The sequence below is a fragment of the Blastococcus deserti genome, assembly GCF_042682525.1.
GTDB lineage: Bacteria > Actinomycetota > Actinomycetes > Mycobacteriales > Geodermatophilaceae > Blastococcus_B > Blastococcus_B deserti.
On the sequence record NZ_JBHUHP010000030.1, the window covers coordinates 305,834 to 325,952 of the forward strand.

Annotated in this window: 21 protein-coding genes; 12 read left to right on the forward strand and 9 right to left on the reverse strand. The window is 74.1% G+C overall.

Features of this window, described 5'->3' with window-relative positions:
- Positions 1–59 precede the first annotated feature (59 nt).
- Positions 60–299 (forward strand): DUF3039 domain-containing protein, encoded by a 240-nt coding sequence (locus ACFSHS_RS21400; RefSeq protein WP_376880629.1) that lies wholly within the window; start codon positions 60–62, stop codon positions 297–299.
- A gap of 64 nt (positions 300–363) precedes the next feature.
- On the opposite strand, the gene ACFSHS_RS21405 is transcribed toward ACFSHS_RS21400, so the two are convergent.
- The 5 genes from ACFSHS_RS21405 to ppgK all read right to left on the reverse strand — a co-directional run bounded on the left by ACFSHS_RS21405 (position 364) and on the right by ppgK (position 7,090).
- A complete protein-coding gene (locus ACFSHS_RS21405) occupies positions 364–1,482 on the reverse strand; it encodes a YihY/virulence factor BrkB family protein (RefSeq protein ID WP_376880631.1) in 1,119 nt (372 codons plus the stop codon).
- Between the two features lie 82 nt (positions 1,483–1,564).
- Positions 1,565–3,712 (reverse strand): VanW family protein, encoded by a 2,148-nt coding sequence (locus tag ACFSHS_RS21410; protein ID WP_376880633.1) that lies wholly within the window; start codon positions 3,710–3,712, stop codon positions 1,565–1,567.
- Between the two features lie 142 nt (positions 3,713–3,854).
- Entirely contained in the window at positions 3,855–4,079 is a 225-nt protein-coding gene (locus tag ACFSHS_RS21415) for a DUF7455 domain-containing protein (RefSeq protein WP_376880636.1), read from the reverse strand.
- Between the two features lie 546 nt (positions 4,080–4,625).
- Positions 4,626–5,999 carry an RNA polymerase sigma factor gene (locus tag ACFSHS_RS21420; protein WP_376880638.1) on the reverse strand — a complete coding sequence of 458 codons (1,374 nt, stop codon included), beginning with the start codon at positions 5,997–5,999 and terminating at the stop codon, positions 4,626–4,628.
- Between the two features lie 332 nt (positions 6,000–6,331).
- The gene (ppgK, locus tag ACFSHS_RS21425; protein ID WP_376880640.1) at positions 6,332–7,090 is read right to left on the reverse strand and encodes a polyphosphate--glucose phosphotransferase; all 759 of its coding nucleotides are present in this window, start codon (positions 7,088–7,090) and stop codon (positions 6,332–6,334) included.
- Positions 7,091–7,144: 54 nt separating this feature from the next.
- On the opposite strand from ppgK, the gene ACFSHS_RS21430 reads away from it, so the two are divergent.
- The gene (locus ACFSHS_RS21430; protein ID WP_376880642.1) at positions 7,145–8,029 is read left to right on the forward strand and encodes an inositol monophosphatase family protein; all 885 of its coding nucleotides are present in this window, start codon (positions 7,145–7,147) and stop codon (positions 8,027–8,029) included.
- Here the strand turns inward: ACFSHS_RS21430 and ACFSHS_RS21435 are convergent.
- Positions 8,026–8,562, reverse strand: coding sequence for a LytR C-terminal domain-containing protein (locus ACFSHS_RS21435; protein ID WP_376881139.1), 537 nt, complete (start codon positions 8,560–8,562; stop codon positions 8,026–8,028). The genes ACFSHS_RS21430 and ACFSHS_RS21435 overlap by 4 nt on opposite strands.
- 84 nt (positions 8,563–8,646) lie before the next feature.
- A complete protein-coding gene (locus tag ACFSHS_RS21440; protein WP_376880644.1) occupies positions 8,647–9,693 on the reverse strand; it encodes a phosphotransferase family protein in 1,047 nt (348 codons plus the stop codon).
- Between the two features lie 354 nt (positions 9,694–10,047).
- Between ACFSHS_RS21440 and ACFSHS_RS21445 the strand changes: the two genes are divergently transcribed.
- The 6 genes from ACFSHS_RS21445 (at position 10,048) to ACFSHS_RS21470 (ending at position 14,295) form a co-directional block, all read left to right on the forward strand.
- On the forward strand, positions 10,048–10,350 hold the full coding sequence (locus ACFSHS_RS21445) for a DUF4193 domain-containing protein (protein WP_089335018.1): 303 nt from the start codon (positions 10,048–10,050) through the stop codon (positions 10,348–10,350).
- 182 nt (positions 10,351–10,532) lie between these two features.
- Positions 10,533–11,417, forward strand: a complete 885-nt coding sequence (locus tag ACFSHS_RS21450) for a hypothetical protein (RefSeq protein ID WP_376880647.1) — start codon at positions 10,533–10,535, stop codon at positions 11,415–11,417.
- Positions 11,418–11,522: 105 nt separating this feature from the next.
- On the forward strand, positions 11,523–12,116 hold the full coding sequence (dut, locus tag ACFSHS_RS21455) for a dUTP diphosphatase (protein WP_376880649.1): 594 nt from the start codon (positions 11,523–11,525) through the stop codon (positions 12,114–12,116).
- 1 nt (position 12,117) lies between these two features.
- Positions 12,118–12,840 carry a DUF3710 domain-containing protein gene (locus ACFSHS_RS21460; RefSeq protein ID WP_376880652.1) on the forward strand — a complete coding sequence of 241 codons (723 nt, stop codon included), beginning with the start codon at positions 12,118–12,120 and terminating at the stop codon, positions 12,838–12,840.
- A gap of 164 nt (positions 12,841–13,004) precedes the next feature.
- Complete coding sequence (locus ACFSHS_RS21465) at positions 13,005–13,382, forward strand: OB-fold nucleic acid binding domain-containing protein (RefSeq protein WP_376880654.1); 378 nt, start codon at positions 13,005–13,007, stop codon at positions 13,380–13,382.
- Between the two features lie 67 nt (positions 13,383–13,449).
- Positions 13,450–14,295 (forward strand): DUF3159 domain-containing protein, encoded by an 846-nt coding sequence (locus ACFSHS_RS21470; RefSeq protein ID WP_376880656.1) that lies wholly within the window; start codon positions 13,450–13,452, stop codon positions 14,293–14,295.
- A 62-nt stretch (positions 14,296–14,357) separates the two neighbouring features.
- On the opposite strand, the gene ACFSHS_RS21475 is transcribed toward ACFSHS_RS21470, so the two are convergent.
- Positions 14,358–15,032 carry a potassium channel family protein gene (locus ACFSHS_RS21475; RefSeq protein ID WP_376880658.1) on the reverse strand — a complete coding sequence of 225 codons (675 nt, stop codon included), beginning with the start codon at positions 15,030–15,032 and terminating at the stop codon, positions 14,358–14,360.
- Between the two features lie 25 nt (positions 15,033–15,057).
- Entirely contained in the window at positions 15,058–15,726 is a 669-nt protein-coding gene (locus tag ACFSHS_RS21480; RefSeq protein ID WP_376880660.1) for a potassium channel family protein, read from the reverse strand.
- Positions 15,727–15,897: 171 nt separating this feature from the next.
- On the opposite strand from ACFSHS_RS21480, the gene ACFSHS_RS21485 reads away from it, so the two are divergent.
- From ACFSHS_RS21485 to ACFSHS_RS21500, 4 genes are all read left to right on the forward strand, one after another.
- Positions 15,898–17,940 (forward strand): APC family permease, encoded by a 2,043-nt coding sequence (locus ACFSHS_RS21485; protein WP_376880662.1) that lies wholly within the window; start codon positions 15,898–15,900, stop codon positions 17,938–17,940.
- Positions 17,933–19,243, forward strand: a complete 1,311-nt coding sequence (locus tag ACFSHS_RS21490; RefSeq protein WP_376880664.1) for a class I SAM-dependent RNA methyltransferase — start codon at positions 17,933–17,935, stop codon at positions 19,241–19,243. Before ACFSHS_RS21485 ends, ACFSHS_RS21490 begins: the two co-directional genes overlap by 8 nt.
- Positions 19,244–19,329: 86 nt before the next feature.
- Positions 19,330–19,560: a DUF4177 domain-containing protein gene (locus ACFSHS_RS21495; protein ID WP_376880667.1), complete on the forward strand. Its 231-nt coding sequence runs from the start codon at positions 19,330–19,332 to the stop codon at positions 19,558–19,560.
- Between the two features lie 43 nt (positions 19,561–19,603).
- Positions 19,604–19,981: a hypothetical protein gene (locus ACFSHS_RS21500; RefSeq protein WP_376880670.1), complete on the forward strand. Its 378-nt coding sequence runs from the start codon at positions 19,604–19,606 to the stop codon at positions 19,979–19,981.
- Positions 19,982–20,119 lie beyond the last annotated feature (138 nt).

Genomic DNA, 20,119 nt, shown 5'->3' on the forward strand with positions numbered 1-20,119 from the left:
CGCCGTGCCCCGTGGCACCGCCGACCGGCAGCCGACCGCAGACGAGCAGGGAGTGCACCGTGAGCAGCAGCGACATCCTCGAGCGGCCGGACGTCCGCGACGCCGACACCGGCAACGCCAACGAGGTCTTCCACTACGTGAAGAAGAACAAGATCGCCGAGAGCGCCGTCATGGGCACCCTGGTGGAGGCGCTGTGCGGCGAGGTCTTCCCGGTGACCAAGACCCCCAAGCCGGGCAGCCCGGTCTGCCCGGCGTGCAAGGAGATCTACGAGCAGCTCCCGAAGGGTCCGCAGGGCTGAGCGATCCGTCGCCCTCCGGGCGACACCGCGGCCGGGTGGCTGCGTCGAGGGTCGTCGTCGAGGTTCACAGCAGGCCCAGTCTCCGGGCCTCCTCCTGGAGCTTCGCCGCCCGGCGCTCGCGGCGCCGCCGGTCGTGCCGCCGGAGCGGTGCCGGCCACCGGGCCTGGATGGTCGCGTTGAGCTCGGCGCCCAGCAGGATCGCCATGCCGAAGAAGAAGCAGAACAGCAGGGCGCCGATCGGGGCCGCCAGCGCTCCGTAGGGCAGCGCGGTGACGAGGATGTCGGCCACGTAGGCGCGCAGCAGCTGGGCCGCGACGAGGAAGAACGCCACCGCCAGCACGGTGCCCGGCAGGTGCCGACGCCACGGCAGCCGGTTGGGCAGCACCACGTGGTAGAAGCTGGTCAGGGCCAGGAGCAGGCCGATCAGCACGACCGGCCAGTAGACGGCGTTCACCAGCACCATCCCGGTCGCCTGCCAGTCCCGCGGCAGCAGCCCGACCAGGACCTCGCGACCCAGCACGAGCAGCGGCAGGGTGAGGACGGCCATGAACATGCCGACGACGAACAACCAGAGCGCCTTGAGCCGTGTCCGGATCGGCCCCCGCACGTCCCGCTGGTCGTAGGCGATCACGATCGTGTTCATGAAGGTGGCCGTGGCCGAGGACCCGGCCCAGAGGGACAGCAGGAAACCCAGGCTGAGCAGATCGAGCCGGCCCGACCCCAGGATGTCTGACAGGGTGGGCGCCACGAGGTCGTCCACGACGTCGGACGTGAGCACCTCGGCCGACGCCGTGAGCAACTGGTCCTCGATCTGGCGAACCGCATCGCCACCGATGAGCGAGGCCAGGTAGCCCAGCGAGCCCAGCAGCCCGATCAGCAGCGGCGGCACCGACAGGATCTGCCAGAAGGCCGCCTCGGCCGACAGCCCCAGGATGCGGTCCTGCCAGGCCTTGGCCAGCGTCTGACCGAGGACCTGGAGCGGTACCCGCACCGGGGCGGGCCACCGGTCGAGACCTCCCCGGCGGGCGTCCTCGTCCTCCGGGGGAGGCAGCCGCGTGGCGCCGCCCGGGGAGCGCTCGCCGGCCGTGGGGACGGCAGGGGAGATGGTGTCCGCACCGGTCCCCCCGGCGACCGCGGGTTCCCCGGCGGGCGCCGCGGATCCGCTGGGCAGGACGGTGCTCACCCGCTCAGTGTGCACGCCCGAGACCCTTCCCACCGGGGGGCCGGCCGGCGACCGCGGGACGAATCCCCCGGTCGGGAGGGGGTCAGCCGCCGGGCGGGGTCGCCGGCGGTGCGGCCGGTGGCACGCAGCGGATGATCGGCTCCGCCGCGTAGTGGGTGTGGAAGTTCTCCCGCTTGATCTCCGCGCCCGATGTCAGGTTGCGGAAGACGCGCGTCACGGTGATGTCGAAGCCCTGCGAGCCCGACTGCGGGCGGCAGTTGCCGTCGTCCGGCTTCTCCTGCACCACCGGCTCGCGCACGTTGGTCCGAGGGCCGCTGATCGACTCGATCTCGTAGCGCTTGGTGCCGTAGAACGTCACGGTGATCGTGCTCGGCGTCCACGCGGTGTCGATGTAGACGCCGGTGTCGGAGTCGTTGCGCCACTGCAGGTCGATCTGGCCCTCGTAGACCGTCGCCTCGCGCCCGGCCGGGTAGCGGCTGATGTAGTAGCTGTGCGGCTTGTGGTAGACGTCCTCGAGCCCGGAGAAGAACACCGCGTTGAACATCGTGGTCGCGAACTGGCTGATGCCGCCGCCGACCGCCTGGGTGAACTGGCCGCCGCTGATGACGCCCGCCGGCACGTAGCCCTGAGCGGTGCCGCGCGGCCCGGTGAACGTGTTGAGGCTGAAGGTCTCGCCCGGCATCACGATGGCGCCGTCGACCTCCGCCGCGACCACCCGGATGTTGGTCCCGCTGGCCGGGTTGCCGATGTTGGTGGTGAAGCTGCCGATCTCCTCGCGGATGCCGAGGGCCTCGGCCTCCTCGGTGGTGAACTCCGCCGGGACCGGTCCCAGCTCGGCCTCGACCGACCGGGGGGCGGACTGGGTGAGCACCGGGAGGAGCTGCTCGGCCAGGTGGGCGGGGTCGATCCCGGTGCCGTCCACCGAGGGGACGACGCTGACGGTGCCGCCGGAGACCTCGAACCGGGCGTCCTGGGCCGGCGTGCCGAACGCCTGCAGCTCCTCGCCCAGGGCCGTCTGCAGCGCGGGGGCGTCGATGCCCACGGTCAGCTCACCGCTCTCCTGCGGGGTGAAGGTGAGGGACGCCGCGATGGCGGCCACCGACACCTCGGCGGTGGGGCCGCCGTCGGGGCTGACGATGGCCACGGGCGCGGAGAGGGCCGGGGTGACGGTCTCCTCGAGCACCCGCTGCGCCTCCGCCCTGTCCACGTGGACCGGCGTGACCTCGACGGGCAGGTCGATGGGCGTGCTCGGGTCGGCCCCCGACTGGAGGGCCTCGAACACCGCCTCCCGGGCGCCCTCACGGTCGAGCGTGCGGCCGTCGGCGGGCTCGGTGACCGACGGCGTCGTCCCCTCGATCGTGATCGAGGCGTCGACGGGGGCCCGGTCCACCTGGGCGGCGATCGTGTCGATGCCGGCGTTGAGCGCCGTCTCCTCGCCGGTGAAGGTGGGCAGGACCTCACGATCGCCGAAGAGGCTCGCCACCCGCGTCCAGGGGTTGAGCGGTTGGTCGTCGGCGGCGTCGATGGTCGCGTCGACGTCGAGGCTGATGCCGGCGGTCAGCGGTGAGAAGGGGGCGGTGACGTCGTCGGCGCGCACCTGGTGCTCGGCGCTCACCCGCGGGGCCAGCTCCTCCTCGAGCGCCTCGGCGGCGGCCGCGGGGGAGAGGCCCCCGATGTCCACCCCCGCCACGACGGTGGACCGGGGGATGCTCCCGCTGGAGGCCAGCAGGTCCACCCCGTAGGCCGCGGCGAGCACGGCGACCGCCCCGGCGGGCACGAGCACCGCGCGGCGCCGCCACCGGGGTCCGCGCGGACCGTCGGCGGGTGGCTCGTCGCTCGGCGGGGGAGGCGTCTCGGATGCCGCGGTCTCGTCCTCCGGGCGGACCGGGTCGGTCGCCGGGGCCACCTCCGCCACGGTCGCCGGGACCGCCCCCGTGGCGGCGGTCTCCGCCGGCGTCGCCGGGTGCTCGGGCTCGGACAGGTCGAGGGCCTGGGTGCTGCGGTCGTCGTCGTCGTCCGGCCCGGCCGGCAGCGGCGCCGGGCCCGCACCGGCGGCATGGTCGGGGACCAGCGGGTCGGGCGCGCCCATCAGCCAGTCCCGCGTCACCGGACGGGTGTCGTCGACGTCCTCCGCCGGCGCGGGGCGGCTGCCGTCAGGAGCCGGCCGGCCGTCGGCCCCGTCGGGCCGCATCCGCACGGTCTCTTCGTGCGCGGGGGAGTGCTGGGGCATGGGGGAGTCCTCCGGTGTCCGTCGACCGGTGGTCCCCGGGAACGACGGAGCCGCCGGCCCTCCACCCGCACGAGGCGGGACGGAGGACGCGGCGGCGTCGTCGGGTGAGGCGGTCATCGCGGGCGCGACGATATCGCCTCCATCACGCAGTTACGCGCTGCTCGCCTTCTGTGTCGATGAAGTCGACGGCGATGTCACGAAGCTTGCTCTCGTACTCGCGAGCGTGGTGCCCGCAGAAGACGAGATCGCTGCCGCTCGCGAGAACGACGCGCACCTTGGCCAGCGCTCCACAGCGGTCGCAGTGGAACGGAACGACGAGGTCATCGGTGGGCGGGGTCGACGTCAGCGTCTGGGTCATCTGGCTCATCACTCGCTCTCTACCGCACGGACCCGCGGCTGCGGATCGGCCTCCTGCACAGCGCCAGGATGGCCCCTCGTGTTCCCGTTCCGATCGCCGTGGACCATGAACTCGCCGAAAGAGATGAGTCCGTGACCGTCGGGCGACAGGGTGGAACGGGTTCAGCAGGGGACGTCACTGGGGTGGAACCGGTGGTGCACGTGCTGGTTGTCGTCTGCCGGGACCGGTGGTTACCGGCCCGACCGTGGGTCCGCTGCTGTTCTGACGAGTCCCACGCTACGCCGTCTACCCGACACGTGTCGGCGTACACCGGCCGATCGGAATCTGCCCCTCACGGGCGATGGCACAGCGCTCCCGGACGGCACCGCGGTCCCCCCGCTCGGGTCCAGCCGCTGCGTCGTGCCTGCGCGGTCCGGGGCCCACGCGGCACGACAGCCGTCGCCGGCTCCTGGAACGACGAAGGCCCGGCGCGCATCGCGTGCCGGGCCCTCGTGGCCCCGTCCGGAGGCTCGCCCCGAGCGTGCGAGGGAGTGAGGCCGGACAAGGGGCCCTCTCTCAGTCCAGGTAGTCGCGGAGGACCTGGCTGCGGCTGGGGTGGCGCAGCTTCGACATGGTCTTGGACTCGATCTGGCGGATGCGCTCGCGGGTCACGCCGTAGACCTGACCGATCTCGTCCAGGGTGCGCGGCTGGCCGTCGGTGAGCCCGAAGCGCAGCCGGACGACGCCGGCCTCCCGCTCGGAGAGGGTCTGCAGCACGCTGGTCAGCTGGTCCTGCATGAGCGTGAAGCTCACTGCATCGACCGCCACCACGGCTTCCGAGTCCTCGATGAAGTCGCCGAGCTGGCTGTCGCCCTCGTCGCCGATGGTCTGGTCGAGGCTGATCGGCTCGCGGGCGTACTGCTGGATCTCCAGCACCTTGTCCGGGGTGATGTCCATCTCCTTGGCGAGCTCCTCCGGCGTGGGCTCGCGGCCCAGGTCCTGGAGCAGCTCGCGCTGGATGCGACCGAGCTTGTTGATGACCTCGACCATGTGCACCGGGATGCGGATGGTGCGGGCCTGGTCGGCCATGGCGCGGGTGATGGCCTGGCGGATCCACCACGTCGCGTAGGTCGAGAACTTGTAGCCCTTGGTGTAGTCGAACTTCTCGACCGCACGGATCAAGCCGAGGTTGCCCTCCTGGATCAGGTCCAGGAACGCCATCCCGCGGCCGGTGTACCGCTTGGCGAGGGAGACCACGAGGCGCAGGTTGGCCTCGAGCAGGTGGTTCTTGGCGCGCTCGCCGTCGCGGACGATCCAGTTGAGGTCGCGGCGCATCTGCGGCGAGATCTTCTGGCCCTCCTCCTCGACCTGGCGCAGCCGCTCGGCGCCGTAGAGGCCGGCTTCGATCCGCTTGGCGAGGTCGACCTCCTCCTCGGCGTTGAGCAGGGCCACCTTGCCGATCTGCTTGAGGTAGGCGCGCACGGAGTCGGCCGAGGCGGTGAGCTCGGCGTCCTTGCGGGCCTGCCGCAGCGCCTCCGACTCCTCCTCGTCGTCCCACTCGAAGTCCGCCCCGTCCGGGGTCTCCTCGTCGGCACCCGGCTCGGCGACGCCGTCGGGACCGGCCACGACCGTCTCGTCGATCTTCAAGCCCTCCGAGCCGGCGTCGAGGACCGCGACGGCGGAGTCGTCGCTGGCGACCGCGGTGAGCACGGTGCCCTCACCGGCGCCCGGTGAGGGGACGACGCCGGGCTTGGTCTTGCCGGCGGCCTTCGCCGGCGCCTTCTTGCGGGTGGCCGGCTTCGCGCCGGTCTCCGCGGTGGCCGTCACCGTCTTCGCGGGCTTGGCCGCCGCGGCGCTGGTCCGGGGAGCGCGGGTGGCGGCAGCCACCGTCCTGGAGCGCTTCGGGGTGCTCGCGTCGGCTGCTTCCGGTGCTGGCTTGTCGGCGGGCACTCAGGGTTCCTTCCCGTGCTGGGTTCGTTCCCCGGAGGGCCTCGTGGTCCCCGGGCAGCGGCTCCGGTCCTCGTACCGGTTCAGCGCGAGGGGACCCGGCAGACCGGCGCGGCGTTTGACCGCTGGACGGGCAGGGGATCCCTCCCGGCTGGAGGGCGACGGGGTGGGGCGCTCTCATTGTAACGGCGTGTCCGGCCTTCTCCACCGTCTCTCACCCGCGGACCTCGCTTCGACGAGGTGTTCACGCTGGTGCGGGGCGGTGGTGACTCACCGTGGTGCATCGGCCGCGGAGGCCCGGGACTGAAGCTGCTCACCCCCGCGGTCCCTCCGGCTCACCCGTCCGGGCGTTCCCGCTCGGGACGCTCGTGCGCGGCCAGGGCGGCGCCGACGATCCCGGCGTCGTTCTGCAGCTGGGCCGGCACCACGGGGGTCCGTGTCGACAGCAGGGGCACCCACTTGTGCGCCTTCTTGCTCACACCGCCGCCGACGATGATCAGGTCCGGCCACAGACCGGCCTCGAGCACGTCGAGGTAGCGGTCCACGCGACGGGCCCATTCGGGGTAGCTGAGGTCCTCGCGCTCCCGGGCGGCGGCCGCGCCCTGGCGCTCGCCGTCCTCGCCGTCGACCTGGATGTGGCCGAACTCCGTGTTGGGGACCAGGTGGCCGTCGACGAACAGCGCGCTGCCGATGCCGGTACCGAACGTCAGCATCAGCACGACCCCCGCGCGGTCGCGGCCCGCGCCGTAGCGCATCTCGGCGATGCCGGCGGCGTCGGCGTCGTTGAGCGTCTCCACCGTGCCCGGGATGAGGGCGTCGAGTCCGGCGTCGACGTCCGTGCCGATCCAGCTCTTGTCGACGTTGGCGGCGGTGTGGGCGACGCCGTGCTTCATCACGCCCGGGAAGGTCACGCCGACGCGACCGGTCCAGCCGAAGGAGTCGACGATCCGTGCCACCACGCCGTAGACGGGATCGGGCAGCGACGGCTGGGGCGTCTCGATGCGTACCCGCTCGCCGATCAGCCGACCGTGCTCGAGGTCGACCAGGCATCCCTTGATGCCGCTGCCGCCGATGTCCACTCCGAAGCCCTGCACGTCGACAGGCTAGTGAGCCGGGCCCCGGCGCACCCGCTGCGGCAGGATCGGACCGTGACCACGTCCCCCGGAACGGTGCCCGCCGATCCGGCCGCCCTGCTGTCCCTCGCCGTCGACGTCGCCCGGGAGGCCGCGGCGCTGGTCGCGCGGGGCCGGGCGACGGCCGCCGCCTCCGTGGACGTGAAGTCCAGCCCGATCGACGTCGTCACGGCCGTCGACCGGGCCAGCGAGGAGCTCGTCGTCGCCAGGCTCCTGGCCGCGCGGCCGGACGACGGCCTGCTGGGGGAGGAGGGAGCCGCCCGCGACGGCACGAGCGGGGTGCGCTGGGTCGTCGACCCCATCGACGGCACGGTGAACTTCCTCTACGACCTGCCCGCCTACGCGGTCTCCATCGCGGCGGAGGTGGACGGCGGGATCCGCGCCGGCGTGGTCCTCAACGCGGCCACCGGGGAACTGTTCACCGCCACCGCCGGCGGCGGGGCGCACCTGTCCTCGCCGGCGCGCCCGGAGCCCGTCGGGCTCAGCGGCAGCAGCCCCGTGTCGCTGGAGCAGACCCTGGTGGGCACCGGTTTCGGCTACCGGGTCGAGCAGCGCCGGGCCCAGGGCGCGGTGGTCGCGCGGCTGCTGCCCCGGGTGCGCGACATCCGCCGGTTCGGCAGCGCCGCGCTGGACCTCTGCGCGGTGGCCGCCGGCCGGATCGACGCCTACTACGAGCTGGACCTCAACCCGTGGGACCACGCGGCCGGCGCGCTCGTCGCCGCCGAGGCAGGCGCCGTCCTCAGCGGCCTCGGCGGGCGGCCCTTCGCCGACCCGATGGCGGTCGCCGCCGCCCCGTCGATCGCCGGGCCGTTCCTGGAGCTGCTGGAGGAGCTGATGACGGACCCTCCTGCCCCCCACCGCTCACCGGTTCGCGGCGGGACCCTGCAGGAGGGCCGCTAGCAGTTGGCGGCGGCGCTGGTGGCCGGCGCGAGCGCCGCCGCCACCTCGTCGGCGGTGGCCAGCGTGGTGAACTCCGGGCCGACCACGACGTCGACCTGGGCCGTGGCGCGCGTGTCGAGGTAGTCGCCGGCGCCGGGGACGTACAGCCGCACGTACTCGGCGGCGTCGTTGCCCCGGGGCCCGTGCCGGAGCTCGCCCACGCCGGTCACCTCGCGACCGCTCGAGTCGTTGGCCACCTCGTCGATGACGAAGCCGCGCTCCTGCAGGGAGTCGGCCACGGTCTGCGCCAGACCCGCGGTGTCGGTGGCGTTCAGGACGCGCAGGTTGATCCCGGCCGGGTCGAGCGTGGTCGGAGGCGCCGACGCGGACGCCGAGGCGCAGGCCTCGGCCTGCTCCTCGGTCTCCTGCTGCTCCTGGCGCAGCACGCTCCACCACACACCCAGGGCGGCCAGGGCCAGCACCAGGAGGAAGATCAGCGGCGGCAGGGGGCGGCGGCCGCTGCGGGGGCGCACCGGGGGGCGCTCGGTACGCATCGTCACGGTCACTCCTCGGCGAGACCCGGCCGGCGGCGTGCCGGGAGGGGGCGGTCGGCAGGAGTTTAGGGCTGGGAGGAGGCCCTAGATCGCACCGTCGTCCAGCGCGGCGCGTCCCAGCTCGACGCACGGGTCGATGCGCTCGGCGTAGCCCGACGTGTCCTTGCCCGCCATGGCCCCGGCCGCCGAGCGGGCGACGATCCCCGCGATGATCGCCGCGAACTTGAAGAAGGCGAAACCCACGTACCAGTTGAGGTCGCTCAGGTCGGCCCCGGTGCGCTGCGCGTAGCGCTCGGCGACCTCGAGCCGGGTGGGGAAGCCCGGCAGCGTGGTCACCGGGCTCATCGTCGACGCCCGTTCCTCGCCGGCCTGGGGCCAGTAGACGAACATCATCCCGATGTCGGTGAGCGGGTCGCCCAGCGTCGACATCTCCCAGTCGAGGACCGCCTTGATCCGGCCGGGCTCGGCGGGGTCGAGCAGGCAGTTGTCCAGGCGGTAGTCACCGTGCACGATGCTGGACCGCTGGGCGGCGGGCACCGTCTCGGCGAGGCGGGCGGCCAGCGCGTCCAGCCCCGGCCGGTCGCGGTCCCGGGTGGCCTCCCACTGCTTGGTCCAGCGCCGGACCTGGCGGCCGGCGAAGCCCTCCGGGCGGCCGAAATCGGCCAGCCCCACGGCTTCGAAGTCGACCGAGTGGAGATCGGCCAGCACGTCGACCAGCCGCTCGCCCACGGCGCGGCGCTGAGCGGGCTCGTCGGCGTAGCCCGGCGGGAACCCGCGGACGACGTGGATGCCGACCACGCGCTCCATCACGTAGAAGGGCGCCCCCAGCACCGACTCGTCGGTGCACAGGTGCAGCGTGCGCGGCACCGGGACGTCGGTCGGGCCGAGCGCCGAGATGACCCGGTGCTCCCGCGCCATGTCGTGCGCCGTGGCCAGGACCGCGCCCGTCGGCGGCCGCCGCAGGATCACCGCGTCGTCCGCGCTGCCGCCCTGGGGTGTGACCACGTAGGTGAGGTTCGACATGCCGGCGGCGATGAGCTCGATGTCCACCGTTCGCCACCGCTCGTCGCCCAGAGCGGAGGCCAGGTACGGCCCGACGACGGCTGGATCAGCACCCACGGGAGTCGCCACGGCGGCAGGGTAACCTCTGGCGCTCCGCGGCCCGGAGGCCCGCTCGGAACTCGTTTCCGGTGGCGGGCACAAACCGGCGCCGCGCCGCGTTGGGGGGTGGCCGGACCTTCCCGATCGCCGTCCGGCGGACGGCGGGAGGGCTGTCCGGCCGGGCCGGATCCGGTGGTCCCCCGTCCCCGCGGGAGCCGGCTCCGGACCTGTCCGGACCGCCACCGGTACCGGGAGCCCAGAAGCGGGCTGCCGGCCTCGATCCACCGGTCGTCACCGCGACCGGCCAGGACGACGGCGCACACCCTGCGCCGCGTCAGACGAGCGGGTACGACACCCGCGAGAACCCCAAGGGAGGGGCACCCCATGGCCACCGACTACGACGCCCCGCGCCGCAACGAGGCCGACGAGCTGGGTGAGGACTCGCTCGAGGAGCTCAAGGCACGACGCGCCGAGGCGCAGTCGGCCTCGGTCGACGTCGACGAGACCGACTTCAACGAGAACCTGGAGCTCCCGGGCGCCGACCTGTCCGGTGAGGAGCTCACCGTGCGCGTCCTGCCCAAGCAGGAGGACGAGTTCACCTGCTCGCGGTGCTTCCTGGTCCAGCACCGCAGCCGGCTCGCCGCGACCAAGGGCGACCAGCTCTACTGCCGCGACTGCGCGGCCTGAGAAAGGACCCCGTCCTCACCACCCTTCGCAGGCTCAGGGCGGGACCCGGGACGGGGCCGCCCTGCCCCCGCCGCTCGCAGGCTCGCGGCGGGACCCTGCAGGGGGTGCCCGGCCCGCCCTTCCTACCCTCAGGGGGGATGCGGGACGGGGCCGAGGAAGGGCCTCCGACGGAAGGGGCGCCGATGACCGAGCACGGCCCCCGCACCGGACCGGTGCGGGACGTCCCCCCGCCGCGCCCGGTGGCGCCCCCGGTGACCGCACCGGAGGAGACCGGCCTGGGCCGCGCGGCCCGCGCGGTGGTCGACGCGGTGGCGGGCCTGGTGGGCTCTGCCGGCGCGCGCGCTGACGGAGCCACCGGCGCCCCGCTGCGGTCGGCGGCCACCGGCCTGCGCGACGTCGTCGCCGCCGTGGCGGGAGCGGTGGGCGCGGCCTTCGCGCCGGAGCGGGGTGCCGCGGCGCCGCGGGCCGACGGCGACCGGTCACCGGGTGCGCTCCTGGGCGACGTGCTGGCGGCCGCGGCGCCGCGGCTGCCCATCCGGGACGCCGAGGCGCTCCGGCGGGCCCATCCCGGCGCCTCCGATGACGAGATCGCCGACGCCCTCGTGGCCCGCGCCGCGCGGCTGACGTCGACGATCGGAGCGGCGGCCGGAGGACTCACGACGGCGCACTGGTTCGCGCCGCCGTCCCTGCTGGCGCTGCCGCTCGAGCTCGGTGCCGAGACGGTGCTCGTCGCCGGCGTCGAGATCGTCCTGATCGGCGAGCTGCACGAGCTCCATGGGCGCCCCGCCGCCGGGGACGCCCGGGCGCGCGCCGGCGCCTACCTGGCGAGCTGGTCGGCGCAGCGGTCGGTCGACGGCGCGGGCGTGGCCGGCCTCGGCTCGCTCCTCAGCGGTGCGGGGCTCCGGGCCCTGCAGCGCCGGATGACCCGGCGCCTGGCCGGGGCCGTGCCCACGGCCGCCCCCTTGCTCATCGGCGCCGCCCTCGCCGGGCGGGGCAACCGCCGCGCGACCGAAACCCTCGCCGAGCGGATCCTCGCCGATCTGCGGGCGCCGCGACCGCCGGTCTGACCCCGGCCCTCCTGCAGGGTCCCGCCGCAGGCCCCGTCCAGGGGCTCGTCCCGAGCCTGCGAGGGATGAGGGGGACAGGGTCCTTCTGCTTATAGGGTCGCCGACGTGCCCGAGTTCCCCCCTCCGCAGCTGGACGTCCCGGTCCGCCTGGCCTCGCCGGAAGCCGTCCTCCCGTGCTACGCCCTGCCCGGCGACGCGGGCGCCGACCTCTCGCTGGCCGAGGACGTCGACCTGGCGCCGTTCGAGCGGGCGCTGGTGGGCACCGGGGTCGCCGTCGCCATCCCCGAGGGGTACGCCGGGTTCGTGCACCCGCGATCCGGCCTCGCCCACCGGCTCGGGCTGAGCCTGGTCAACGCGCCGGGCACCATCGACGCCGGCTACCGGGGCGAGATCAAGGTCAACCTGATCAACCTCGACCCGGTCAGCCCTCTCCGGTTGCGCCGCGGTGACCGGGTCGCGCAGCTCGTCGTCCAGCCGGTGGTGCACGCCCGGTTCGTGCCGGTCGACGAGCTGCCCGACACCGAGCGCGGAACCGGCGGGCACGGCTCCACCGGGGGCCACCGGTCCACCGGAGGCCACCCCACCGGGGGGAACCACCCCACCGGGGGCGACCGGCCCCCCGGGGGCGACCGTTCCCAGGGGCCTCCGGGCACACCGGCCGACGAGCGGGTCGCCACGGCCCGGGAAGGACAGGCCTGACATGCCGTTCGGACGCCGGCGCAACCGGATCGACCGCAGCCTGCGCGAGCGCGGCGTGCCGCCGGAGCCGCAGCACCGGGAGCGGGAGGTGGCCCCCACGTCCGGGCCCTGGGACGTCGCGGACGCCCCCGACGACGGCGTGACGCGCATCGATCTCGGTGCCATCCGCCTGCCCGCGCTGCCCGGCACCGACCTGCGGGTGGAACTCAACCCGCAGCAGAAGGTCGTCGGCGCCACCATGCGGGCGGGTGACTCGCTGCTCCAGGTGTCGGCGTTCGCCGCACCGCGGGCGGGGGGCATCTGGGAGGGCGTCCGCGAAGACCTCGCGAAGAGCGCATCGGGCCAGGGCGGCTCGCTCCGGGAGGTCGAGGGCCCGTTCGGTCCCGAGCTGGCGGGCACGATCGTGACCACGCCACCGCCGCAGCCCGGTCAGGCGACCCCGCCGCAGCCCGTGCGCCGCGCCGCCCGGTTCCTCGGGGTAGACGGTCCGCGCTGGTTCCTCCGCGGCCTGATCACCGGACCGGCCGCCGAGAGCCCCGAGGCGGCGGCCGTGCTGGAGTCGGCCTTCCGCGGCATCGTCGTCGTCCGCGGCAGCGAGCCGATGCCGGTCCGCGAGCAGCTCCCGCTGACCCTGCCCCCGCAGGCGGCCGAGCAGCTGGCCCGGCAGCAGGAGGCGGCCGCCCGGCCCGCCGCCCCACCGCCGGGCACGGCGCCGGCCGGGTGACCGCCGGCGGGTCGCCGCCGGGACGCGCCCGGCGATCCGCGGGGACACCACCGCCCCGCCGACCGACGGCGCCGTACGCTTGGTCCGGTGGCCGAGCCTGCGAGGTCATGCACTGGACAGGGCGCCGTCGGCAGCTGGCCGACGGGCGCCGGCGAGGAGAGCACGTGACGGAGACCCGAACGCCTGGCTGGTTGTCGCGGACCCTGCAGCGGCTCACCGCGGACGACCAGGCCATCGATGCGGAGGAGCTGCGCGCCGAGTCGGCGAACGCCGGCTGCCAGCCCCTCGTCTCGTGCCGCAAGGGCGCCGTCGTGACCGTGACCGGCCGGCTCAAGTCGGTCGTCTACACGCCCCGGGAGACCGTCCCCACGCTGGAGGCGGAGCTGTTCGACGGATCCGGCTCGGTGACCCTGGTGTGGCTCGGCCGCCGGCGGATCCCCGGCATCGAGCCGGGCCGTACGCTCACCGCTCGCGGCCGGTTCGCCGCCTTCGACGGCAAGCGGGTCATCTACAACCCCTGGTACGAGCTCGGCGCCGGCTGATCCGCTCGACGACGTGGACAGCACCCGGGGCGAGACCCCGGCGACCGAGGTACCGGGAGAGGGGAGCATGAGCGCACCGGGGGAGGAGGCGCGCCCGACGCCCCCGGTGGCGGACGGCGAGCCGGACGACGCGCCACTCGTGTTCGACCGCCACCTCGTGCTGGAGCAGCTCGGGGGCTGGCGGGGCATGGTCGACGCCACCCTGCCCACCGTCGCCTTCATCGTGGCCAACTCCCTGGACGGGCTGCGCACGGGCATCTGGGCCGCTCTCGGCGCGGCCCTGCTGGTATTCCTGCTCCGCCTGGTGCGCCGGGAGAGCGCCCAGCAGGCGGTGAGCGGGCTGTTCGCCGTGGCCATCGCCGTGGCCATCGCCGCGGCCTCCGGCCAGGCCCGCGACTTCTTCGTGCTGGGCATCGTGCGCAACATCGGCCTGGGCCTCGTGCTGCTCGCCTCGATCGCCTTCCGATGGCCCCTGGTCGGGGTGGTCGCCGAGTTCCTCGCGCCCAGCCACCTCGGCGCCATGGCCAGCCACTCCCTGCCGGGTCTGCGCCGGCGGTTCGACCAGGCCCGCGCCGTCCTGCACCCCGGCGGCGAGGACGCCGGCGGGGAGCGTGACCGGCGCGACGCCGATCCCGAGCCCGAGCGGCACTGGCGCGAGGACCCGCGGATGCTGCGGGCCTACAGCTGGCTGACGGTGCTGTGGGGCGGGGTCTTCGCCCTGCGCGGCATCGTGCAGTGGGTGCTGTACCGGATGTCGGAGGACGACGTCACGGCTCTGGGCACCGTGTCACTGGTGCTCGGGCTCCCGGTCACGGCCCTCGAGATCGTCGTGACGCTGTGGGTGGTCTCCCGGCTGCACCGCCACCGCAGCGACGACGTCCCCAGGGCGCCGAAGCGGCCCCCCGCGGCCTGAACGGCCGGGTCCAGAGGGCTCGCCGCGAGCCTGCGAGCGGTGAGGAGGACCGGGGTCCTCTCTCAGACGAGGTCGGCGCTGTCCGGTGCGAGCACCGTCTTCAGCTGCTCCTCCACCTCGGCGTGGGTGACGAACAGCAGCTCGTCCCCGGCCTCGAGCGGCTCGTCGGGGGTGGGGGTGATCACGCGGTCGCCGCGGAGGATGGCGGTCAGCACGGTCTCGCGGGGGAGCGGGACCTCGCGCAGCGGCTTGCCGACCCACGGGGTGTCCTCGGCGAGAGTGATCTCGACCAGGTTGGCCGCCCCCTTGCGGAAGCTCATGAGGCGGACGACGTCGCCGACGGTGACCGCCTCCTCGACCAGGGCCGCGAGCACCCGCGGGGTGGAGACGGCGACGTCGACGCCCCACGCCTCGGTGTAGAGCCACTCGTTGCGCGGGTCCTTCACGCGGGCCACCACCCGGTTGACCGCGAACTCGGTCTTGGCCAGCAGCGAGACGACGAGGTTCGCCTTGTCGTCGCCGGTGGCCGCGACCACGACGTCGCACGTGGCCAGCTGCGCCTCCTCGAGGGAGGAGACCTCGCACGCGTCGGCCTGCACCCACTCGGCCCCGGGCACCGCGCGGGTGCGCACCTTGCGGGGGTCCTTCTCGATGAGCATGACGGTGTGGCCGTTGCCCAGCAGCTCCCCGGCGATGGACCGGCCCACCGCGCCCGCGCCCACGATGGCGACCCTCATGCTCGGTTCCCCCGTGCGACCCGCATCAGTGACCGCCTGCCTGGGGACCGCGCTCCACGACCTCGTGCAGCCGGCCGGCGATCTCGTCGGTGACGGCGACGGTCAGCTGGTCGCCCTCCTGGAGCACGGTGCCCGACGTCGGCAGCTGGGCCTCGCCGAAGCGGACCAGCCAGGCGGCGCGAGCACCCGAGGCGCCCTCCAGCTCGCTCAGCCTCCGCCCGACCCAGCTCTCGGTCACGGTGACCCGCATGAGCACCACCTTGCCGGTGGGTTCGCGCCACAGCTCGCTGACCTTCACCGCGAGCAGCTCGCGGAGCAGGCGGTTCACCGTCCAGGGGACGGTGGCCACGCTGGGGATGCCCATGCGCTCGTACACCTCGGCTCGCTTGGAGTCGTAGATGCGGGCGACGACGTGCTGGACGCCGAAGGTCTCGCGGGCCACCCGGGCGCTGATGATGTTGGAGTTGTCACCGCTGCTGACGGCGGCGAAGGCGCCCGCCGAGTCGACGCCGGCGTCGAGGAGGGTCTGCCGGTCGAAGCCGAGCCCGGTCACCTGGCGGCCGCTGAAGTCCGGGCCGAGCCGGCGGAAGGCCTCCGGGTCCTGGTCGATCACGGCAACGCTGTGGCCGACCTCCTCGAGCCGGCGCGCGATGGCGGAGCCGACGCGTCCGCAGCCCATCACGACCACGTGCACGGAGAGCTCCCATGGATCGTCGCGCGGGGCGCCGTCCGTCCCGCGTACCGGGCGCGAAGCTACACCCGCTCGGCCGCGCGACGCGGGCCTGTCGGGCGGTATCCCCCGGCAGGGCGGGACGCGCCCACCGCAGGCGCTCCGAGGGGCCGTCGCGTCCGTACCATCGCCGCCGTGCCAACGCTGTCCGACCTCGGGCACCTACCGAAGCGGCTCGTCCTCGGCCGAGCCGTTCGCAGCGACCGGCTCGGCGAGTCGCTCCTGCCCAAGCGCCTCGCCCTGCCCATCTTCGCCAGCGACCCGCTCTCCTCCGTGGCCTACGCCACCCAGGAGATCCTCATCGTGCTGACGCTGGCGGGAACGGCCTTCCTGTTCCTCGCCCCGTGGCTGGCCGTGGCGGTGGTCCTGCTCCTGGTCACGGTGGTGCTGTCCTACCGCCAGGTGGTGCGGGCCTATCCCTCGGGCGGCGGGGACTACGAGGTCGCCATGAAGAACCACGGGCAGTTCGCCGGCCTGACCGTGGCGAGCGCCCTGCTGGTCGACTACGTGCTCACGGTCGCGGTGTCGGTCTCCGCGGGCACCGACAACATCATCTCCGCCTTCCCGGCGCTGGACGAGCACCGCGTCGCCATCGCCATCGGCCTGGTGACGCTGCTGGCCGCCGCGAACCTGCGGGGTCTCCGGGAGTCCGGGCGGACGTTCGCCGTCCCGACGTACCTCTTCGTCGCCGGCATCATGGTGATGATCGTCACCGGGCTGGTGCGCGACTTCCTCACCGACTCACCCGTGATCGCCGAGAGCGCCTCCTGGTCCATCACGCCGGAGCCCGGCTACGACAACCTCGGCGGACTGGCCCTGGTGTTCTTCGCCCTGCGGGCGTTCGCCTCCGGGTGCACCGCCCTGACGGGGGTCGAGGCGATCGCCAACGGCGTGCCCGCGTTCAAGCCACCCAAGAGCAAGAACGCCGCCACCACCCTGGCGGTCATGGGCGGCCTCGCGGCCACCATGTTCGCCGGCGTCACCACGCTGGCCCTGTTCGGGGACGTCCGGTACGCGCAGAACCCGTGCGACCTCCAGGGCTTCGTCGACTGCGAGACGGAGCCCCAGCGGACCGTCATCGCCCAGCTCGCGGCCGCCACGTTCGGGGGCGACACGTCGTTCGGGTTCTTCTACATCCAGGCCGCCACGGCCCTGGTGCTCATCCTCGCGGCCAACACGGCCTTCAACGGCTTCCCCCTGCTCGGGTCGGTCCTCGCGCAGGACCGGTTCCTTCCGCGGCAGCTGCACACCCGCGGCGACAAGCTCGTCTACAGCAACGGGATCCTGCTGCTCGCCGGGTTCGCCGGGCTGCTCATCGTCGGCTTCCAGGCCGACGTGAACCGGCTGATCCAGATGTACATCGTGGGTGTCTTCACCAGCTTCACCATCGGCCAATGGGGCATGGTGCGGCACTGGAACCGCGAGCTGCGGACCGAGGAGGACCCCGCCGCCCGGCGCCGGATCCGCAGGTCGCAGATCATCAACGCGATCGGCGGCAGCCTGACGACCACGGTGCTGCTGATCATCGTGGTCACGAAGTTCACCCACGGCGCGTGGCTCGTCCTCCTCGTGATGCCGGTGCTGTTCGTGCTGATGCGGGCCATCAACCGGCACTACTCCCACGTCGCCGAGCAGCTGACGCCCGATCCGGCCTCGCGCATGCTGCCGAGCAAGGTCCACGCCATCGTGCTGGTGGCCAAGGTGCACAAGCCGACGCTGCGGGCGCTGGCCTTCGCCCGCGCCACCCGGCCCGACCAGCTGACCGCCCTCACGGTCAACGTGGACGACGCCGAGACGCGCGCGTTGCAGGCCGACTGGGAGCGCTACGACATCCCGGTCCCGCTCACCGTGGTGGAGTCGCCGTACCGGGAGATCACCCGGCCGGTCCTCGACTACGTCAAGGCGATCCGGCGGGACAGCCCCCGCGAGCTCGTCGTCGTCTTCGTGCCCCAGTACGTCGTCGGTCACTGGTGGGAGAACCTGCTGCACAACCAGAGCGCGCTGCGGCTCCGGGCCCGGCTGCAGTTCCAGCCCGGCGTCATGATCACCACGGTGCCGTGGCAGCTGGAGAGCTCCATCGGGCGGGACGACGGCGAGGGACGGGCCGGCGGGCCGGCGCCCGGCGACCTGCGCCGCGGCTTCGCCGACGACGAGCTCGAGAGCACACCGTATGGCTGAGGACCGCGCTGCCTCCCACCGCTCGCCGGCTCGCAGCGGGGCTCTGCAGCGGAGCCGGGAGGTCAAGGGCCTGGGATGGGTGGGTTCCGAGTTCGAGGTGACCGTCGGCCCGGTGGCGCACGGCGGTCACTGCGTGGCCCGGCACGAGGGCCGGGTTGTCTTCGTCCGGCACAGCCTTCCGGGCGAGCGCGTGGTCGTGCGGGTGACCGAGGACCGCCACCCCGGGTTCTGCCGGGCCGACGCCGTGCAGGTCCTGGAGGCCTCGGCCGAGCGGATGGAGCGGCCCTGCCCCTACAGCGGCCCGGGGAAGTGCGGCGGCTGCGACTGGCAGCACGTGGTCCCCGCCGAGCAACGACGGCTCAAGGCGGCGGTCGTCCGCGAGCAGCTGGCCCGGGTCGCGGGGCTCGACGACGTGCCCGTGACCGTCGAGGAGCTGCCCGGGGGGCCGCTGCGCTGGCGCTCGCGGGCGCGCTTCGCCGTCGACCGCACCGGGGCCGCCGGGCTGCGCAAGCACCGGTCGCACGATGTCGTCGTCCTCGACGACTGCCCGATCACCGTGGAACCGGCGGCCGCCGCGGTGCTGCGGCGGCGCTGGCCCGGCGCGGGGGCGGTCGACGTCTCGATCGACTCCACGGGGGCGGTGACCACCACCCGGCTGGACCGGCGAGGCCGGCCGACGTCGAGCCGCGTCGTGCGGCCGGGCGGGGACCTGCCGGAGGAGCCGGTGGGGCGCGCCGCGCGGCGGGCCGCGGGCCGCGACTGGGAGGTCGAGGGCACCGGGTTCTGGCAGGTGCACCCGGCCGCGGCCGATGCGCTCGTCGCCGCCGTCGCCGGCTTCGCGGAGGCGCGGCCGGGGGACACCGTGCTGGACCTCTACGCCGGTGCCGGCCTGTTTGGCGGCGCCCTGGCGCCCACCGTGGGGCCGGAGGGCCGGGTGGTGTGCGTGGAGGCCGACCCGGCGGCGTGCGCCGCGGCCGACGCCAACCTCGCCGCCTTACCGCACGCCGAGGTGTGGCAGGGCGACGTCGACGCGGGCGGCTTGGCCGAGCTGCTCGGCGAACTGGGCACGCCCGATGTCGTCGTCCTCGACCCGCCGCGGGCCGGCGCCGGCCGGGCGGTCAGCGAGCTGCTGGCGGGCACCGGCGCGCGGGCCGTCGTCTACGTCGCCTGCGACCCGGCGGCGCTGGCCCGTGACGTCGCGGCCTTCGGCGCGGCCGGGTACCGGCTGGCCGCCGTGCGCGGCTTCGACGCCTTCCCGATGACCGCGCACGTCGAGTGCGTGGCCCTGCTGGTCCCGGCGTGAGGGCGGACGTGCTCGTCCGCTGACACTCCCGTCGCGGTGCCCACCCGCAGGGCGGTGCCGGCCGGGGGACGCGTTAGCGTCTGGGTGTGCCCACGTGGGAATACGCCTCCGTCATCACCGCCAACGACGCCGAGTCGCAGCGTGCCGGTGTGAGCGTCAAGCTCCCCGGCGGTCAGTCCGAGCGCCAGCAGGGTGACACGAGCTCCGTCCTGAACCGGCTGGGTGCCGAGGGCTGGGAGCTGGTGAGCTACCACTCCAGCGGCGCCGGTACCTGGGGCTTCGAGCAGTTCTGGCTCAAGCGCCAGTCGACCTCCTGAGCGGGGCGCCGGACCGTCAGCCGTCCGGTGCAGTGTGAGCGACATGGTCAGAGCAGACGACGTCGTGCCGCCGGGCTGGCCCGAGGAGGTGCGCCCGCCGGGCGCTCCCGACTGGGAACGGACGGCGGTGGCGTGGCTGTTCGACCTCGTCCCGCCCGACTACCGGGCGCACGAGGTGCTGCGCCGCTATCCGGTGCTGCTCGCCCGGTTCGCCGGTGACCACGTCGCCGCCGGGCTGGAGGCCGCGCGGAAGGGCTGGCGCACGGTGCGCGTCGAGCTGGCCGACCAGCTGCCGGCCGATGCGATCGAGGCGGCGGTGGCCGCGTACGAGCGCGAGGGTGCGCGCCTGGCGGCGGCCGCCCGCGGCGTCGAGGTGGTGGCCGGGGCGCTGCGGGGAGAGCGGTGGGTGCCGCGCCTGTAGGCCGACCGGCGCGTGACGCGTCGCGGCGAGCGTCCGCGGAAGAGTGCCGGAGGCCGGCTGAGGTGCATCCGGCCGATTTCCTCGGTCGGAAGACCCGGCGGAAACGCAGTTACAGTTGACCGGCGGCTGCAGAACAGC

Coding starts and splice junctions, on each gene's coding strand:
- ACFSHS_RS21500 (WP_376880670.1), top strand. CDS start 19,604: ATGGTCAGAGCAGACGACGTCGTGCCGCCGGGCTGGCCCGAGGAGGTG.
- ACFSHS_RS21470 (WP_376880656.1), top strand. CDS start 13,450: ATGAGCGCACCGGGGGAGGAGGCGCGCCCGACGCCCCCGGTGGCGGAC.
- ACFSHS_RS21410 (WP_376880633.1), bottom strand. CDS start 3,712: ATGCCCCAGCACTCCCCCGCGCACGAAGAGACCGTGCGGATGCGGCCC.
- ACFSHS_RS21415 (WP_376880636.1), bottom strand. CDS start 4,079: ATGAGCCAGATGACCCAGACGCTGACGTCGACCCCGCCCACCGATGAC.
- ACFSHS_RS21435 (WP_376881139.1), bottom strand. CDS start 8,562: ATGCGTACCGAGCGCCCCCCGGTGCGCCCCCGCAGCGGCCGCCGCCCC.
- ACFSHS_RS21450 (WP_376880647.1), top strand. CDS start 10,533: ATGACCGAGCACGGCCCCCGCACCGGACCGGTGCGGGACGTCCCCCCG.
- ACFSHS_RS21475 (WP_376880658.1), bottom strand. CDS start 15,032: ATGAGGGTCGCCATCGTGGGCGCGGGCGCGGTGGGCCGGTCCATCGCC.
- ACFSHS_RS21445 (WP_089335018.1), top strand. CDS start 10,048: ATGGCCACCGACTACGACGCCCCGCGCCGCAACGAGGCCGACGAGCTG.
- ACFSHS_RS21490 (WP_376880664.1), top strand. CDS start 17,933: ATGGCTGAGGACCGCGCTGCCTCCCACCGCTCGCCGGCTCGCAGCGGG.
- ACFSHS_RS21460 (WP_376880652.1), top strand. CDS start 12,118: ATGCCGTTCGGACGCCGGCGCAACCGGATCGACCGCAGCCTGCGCGAG.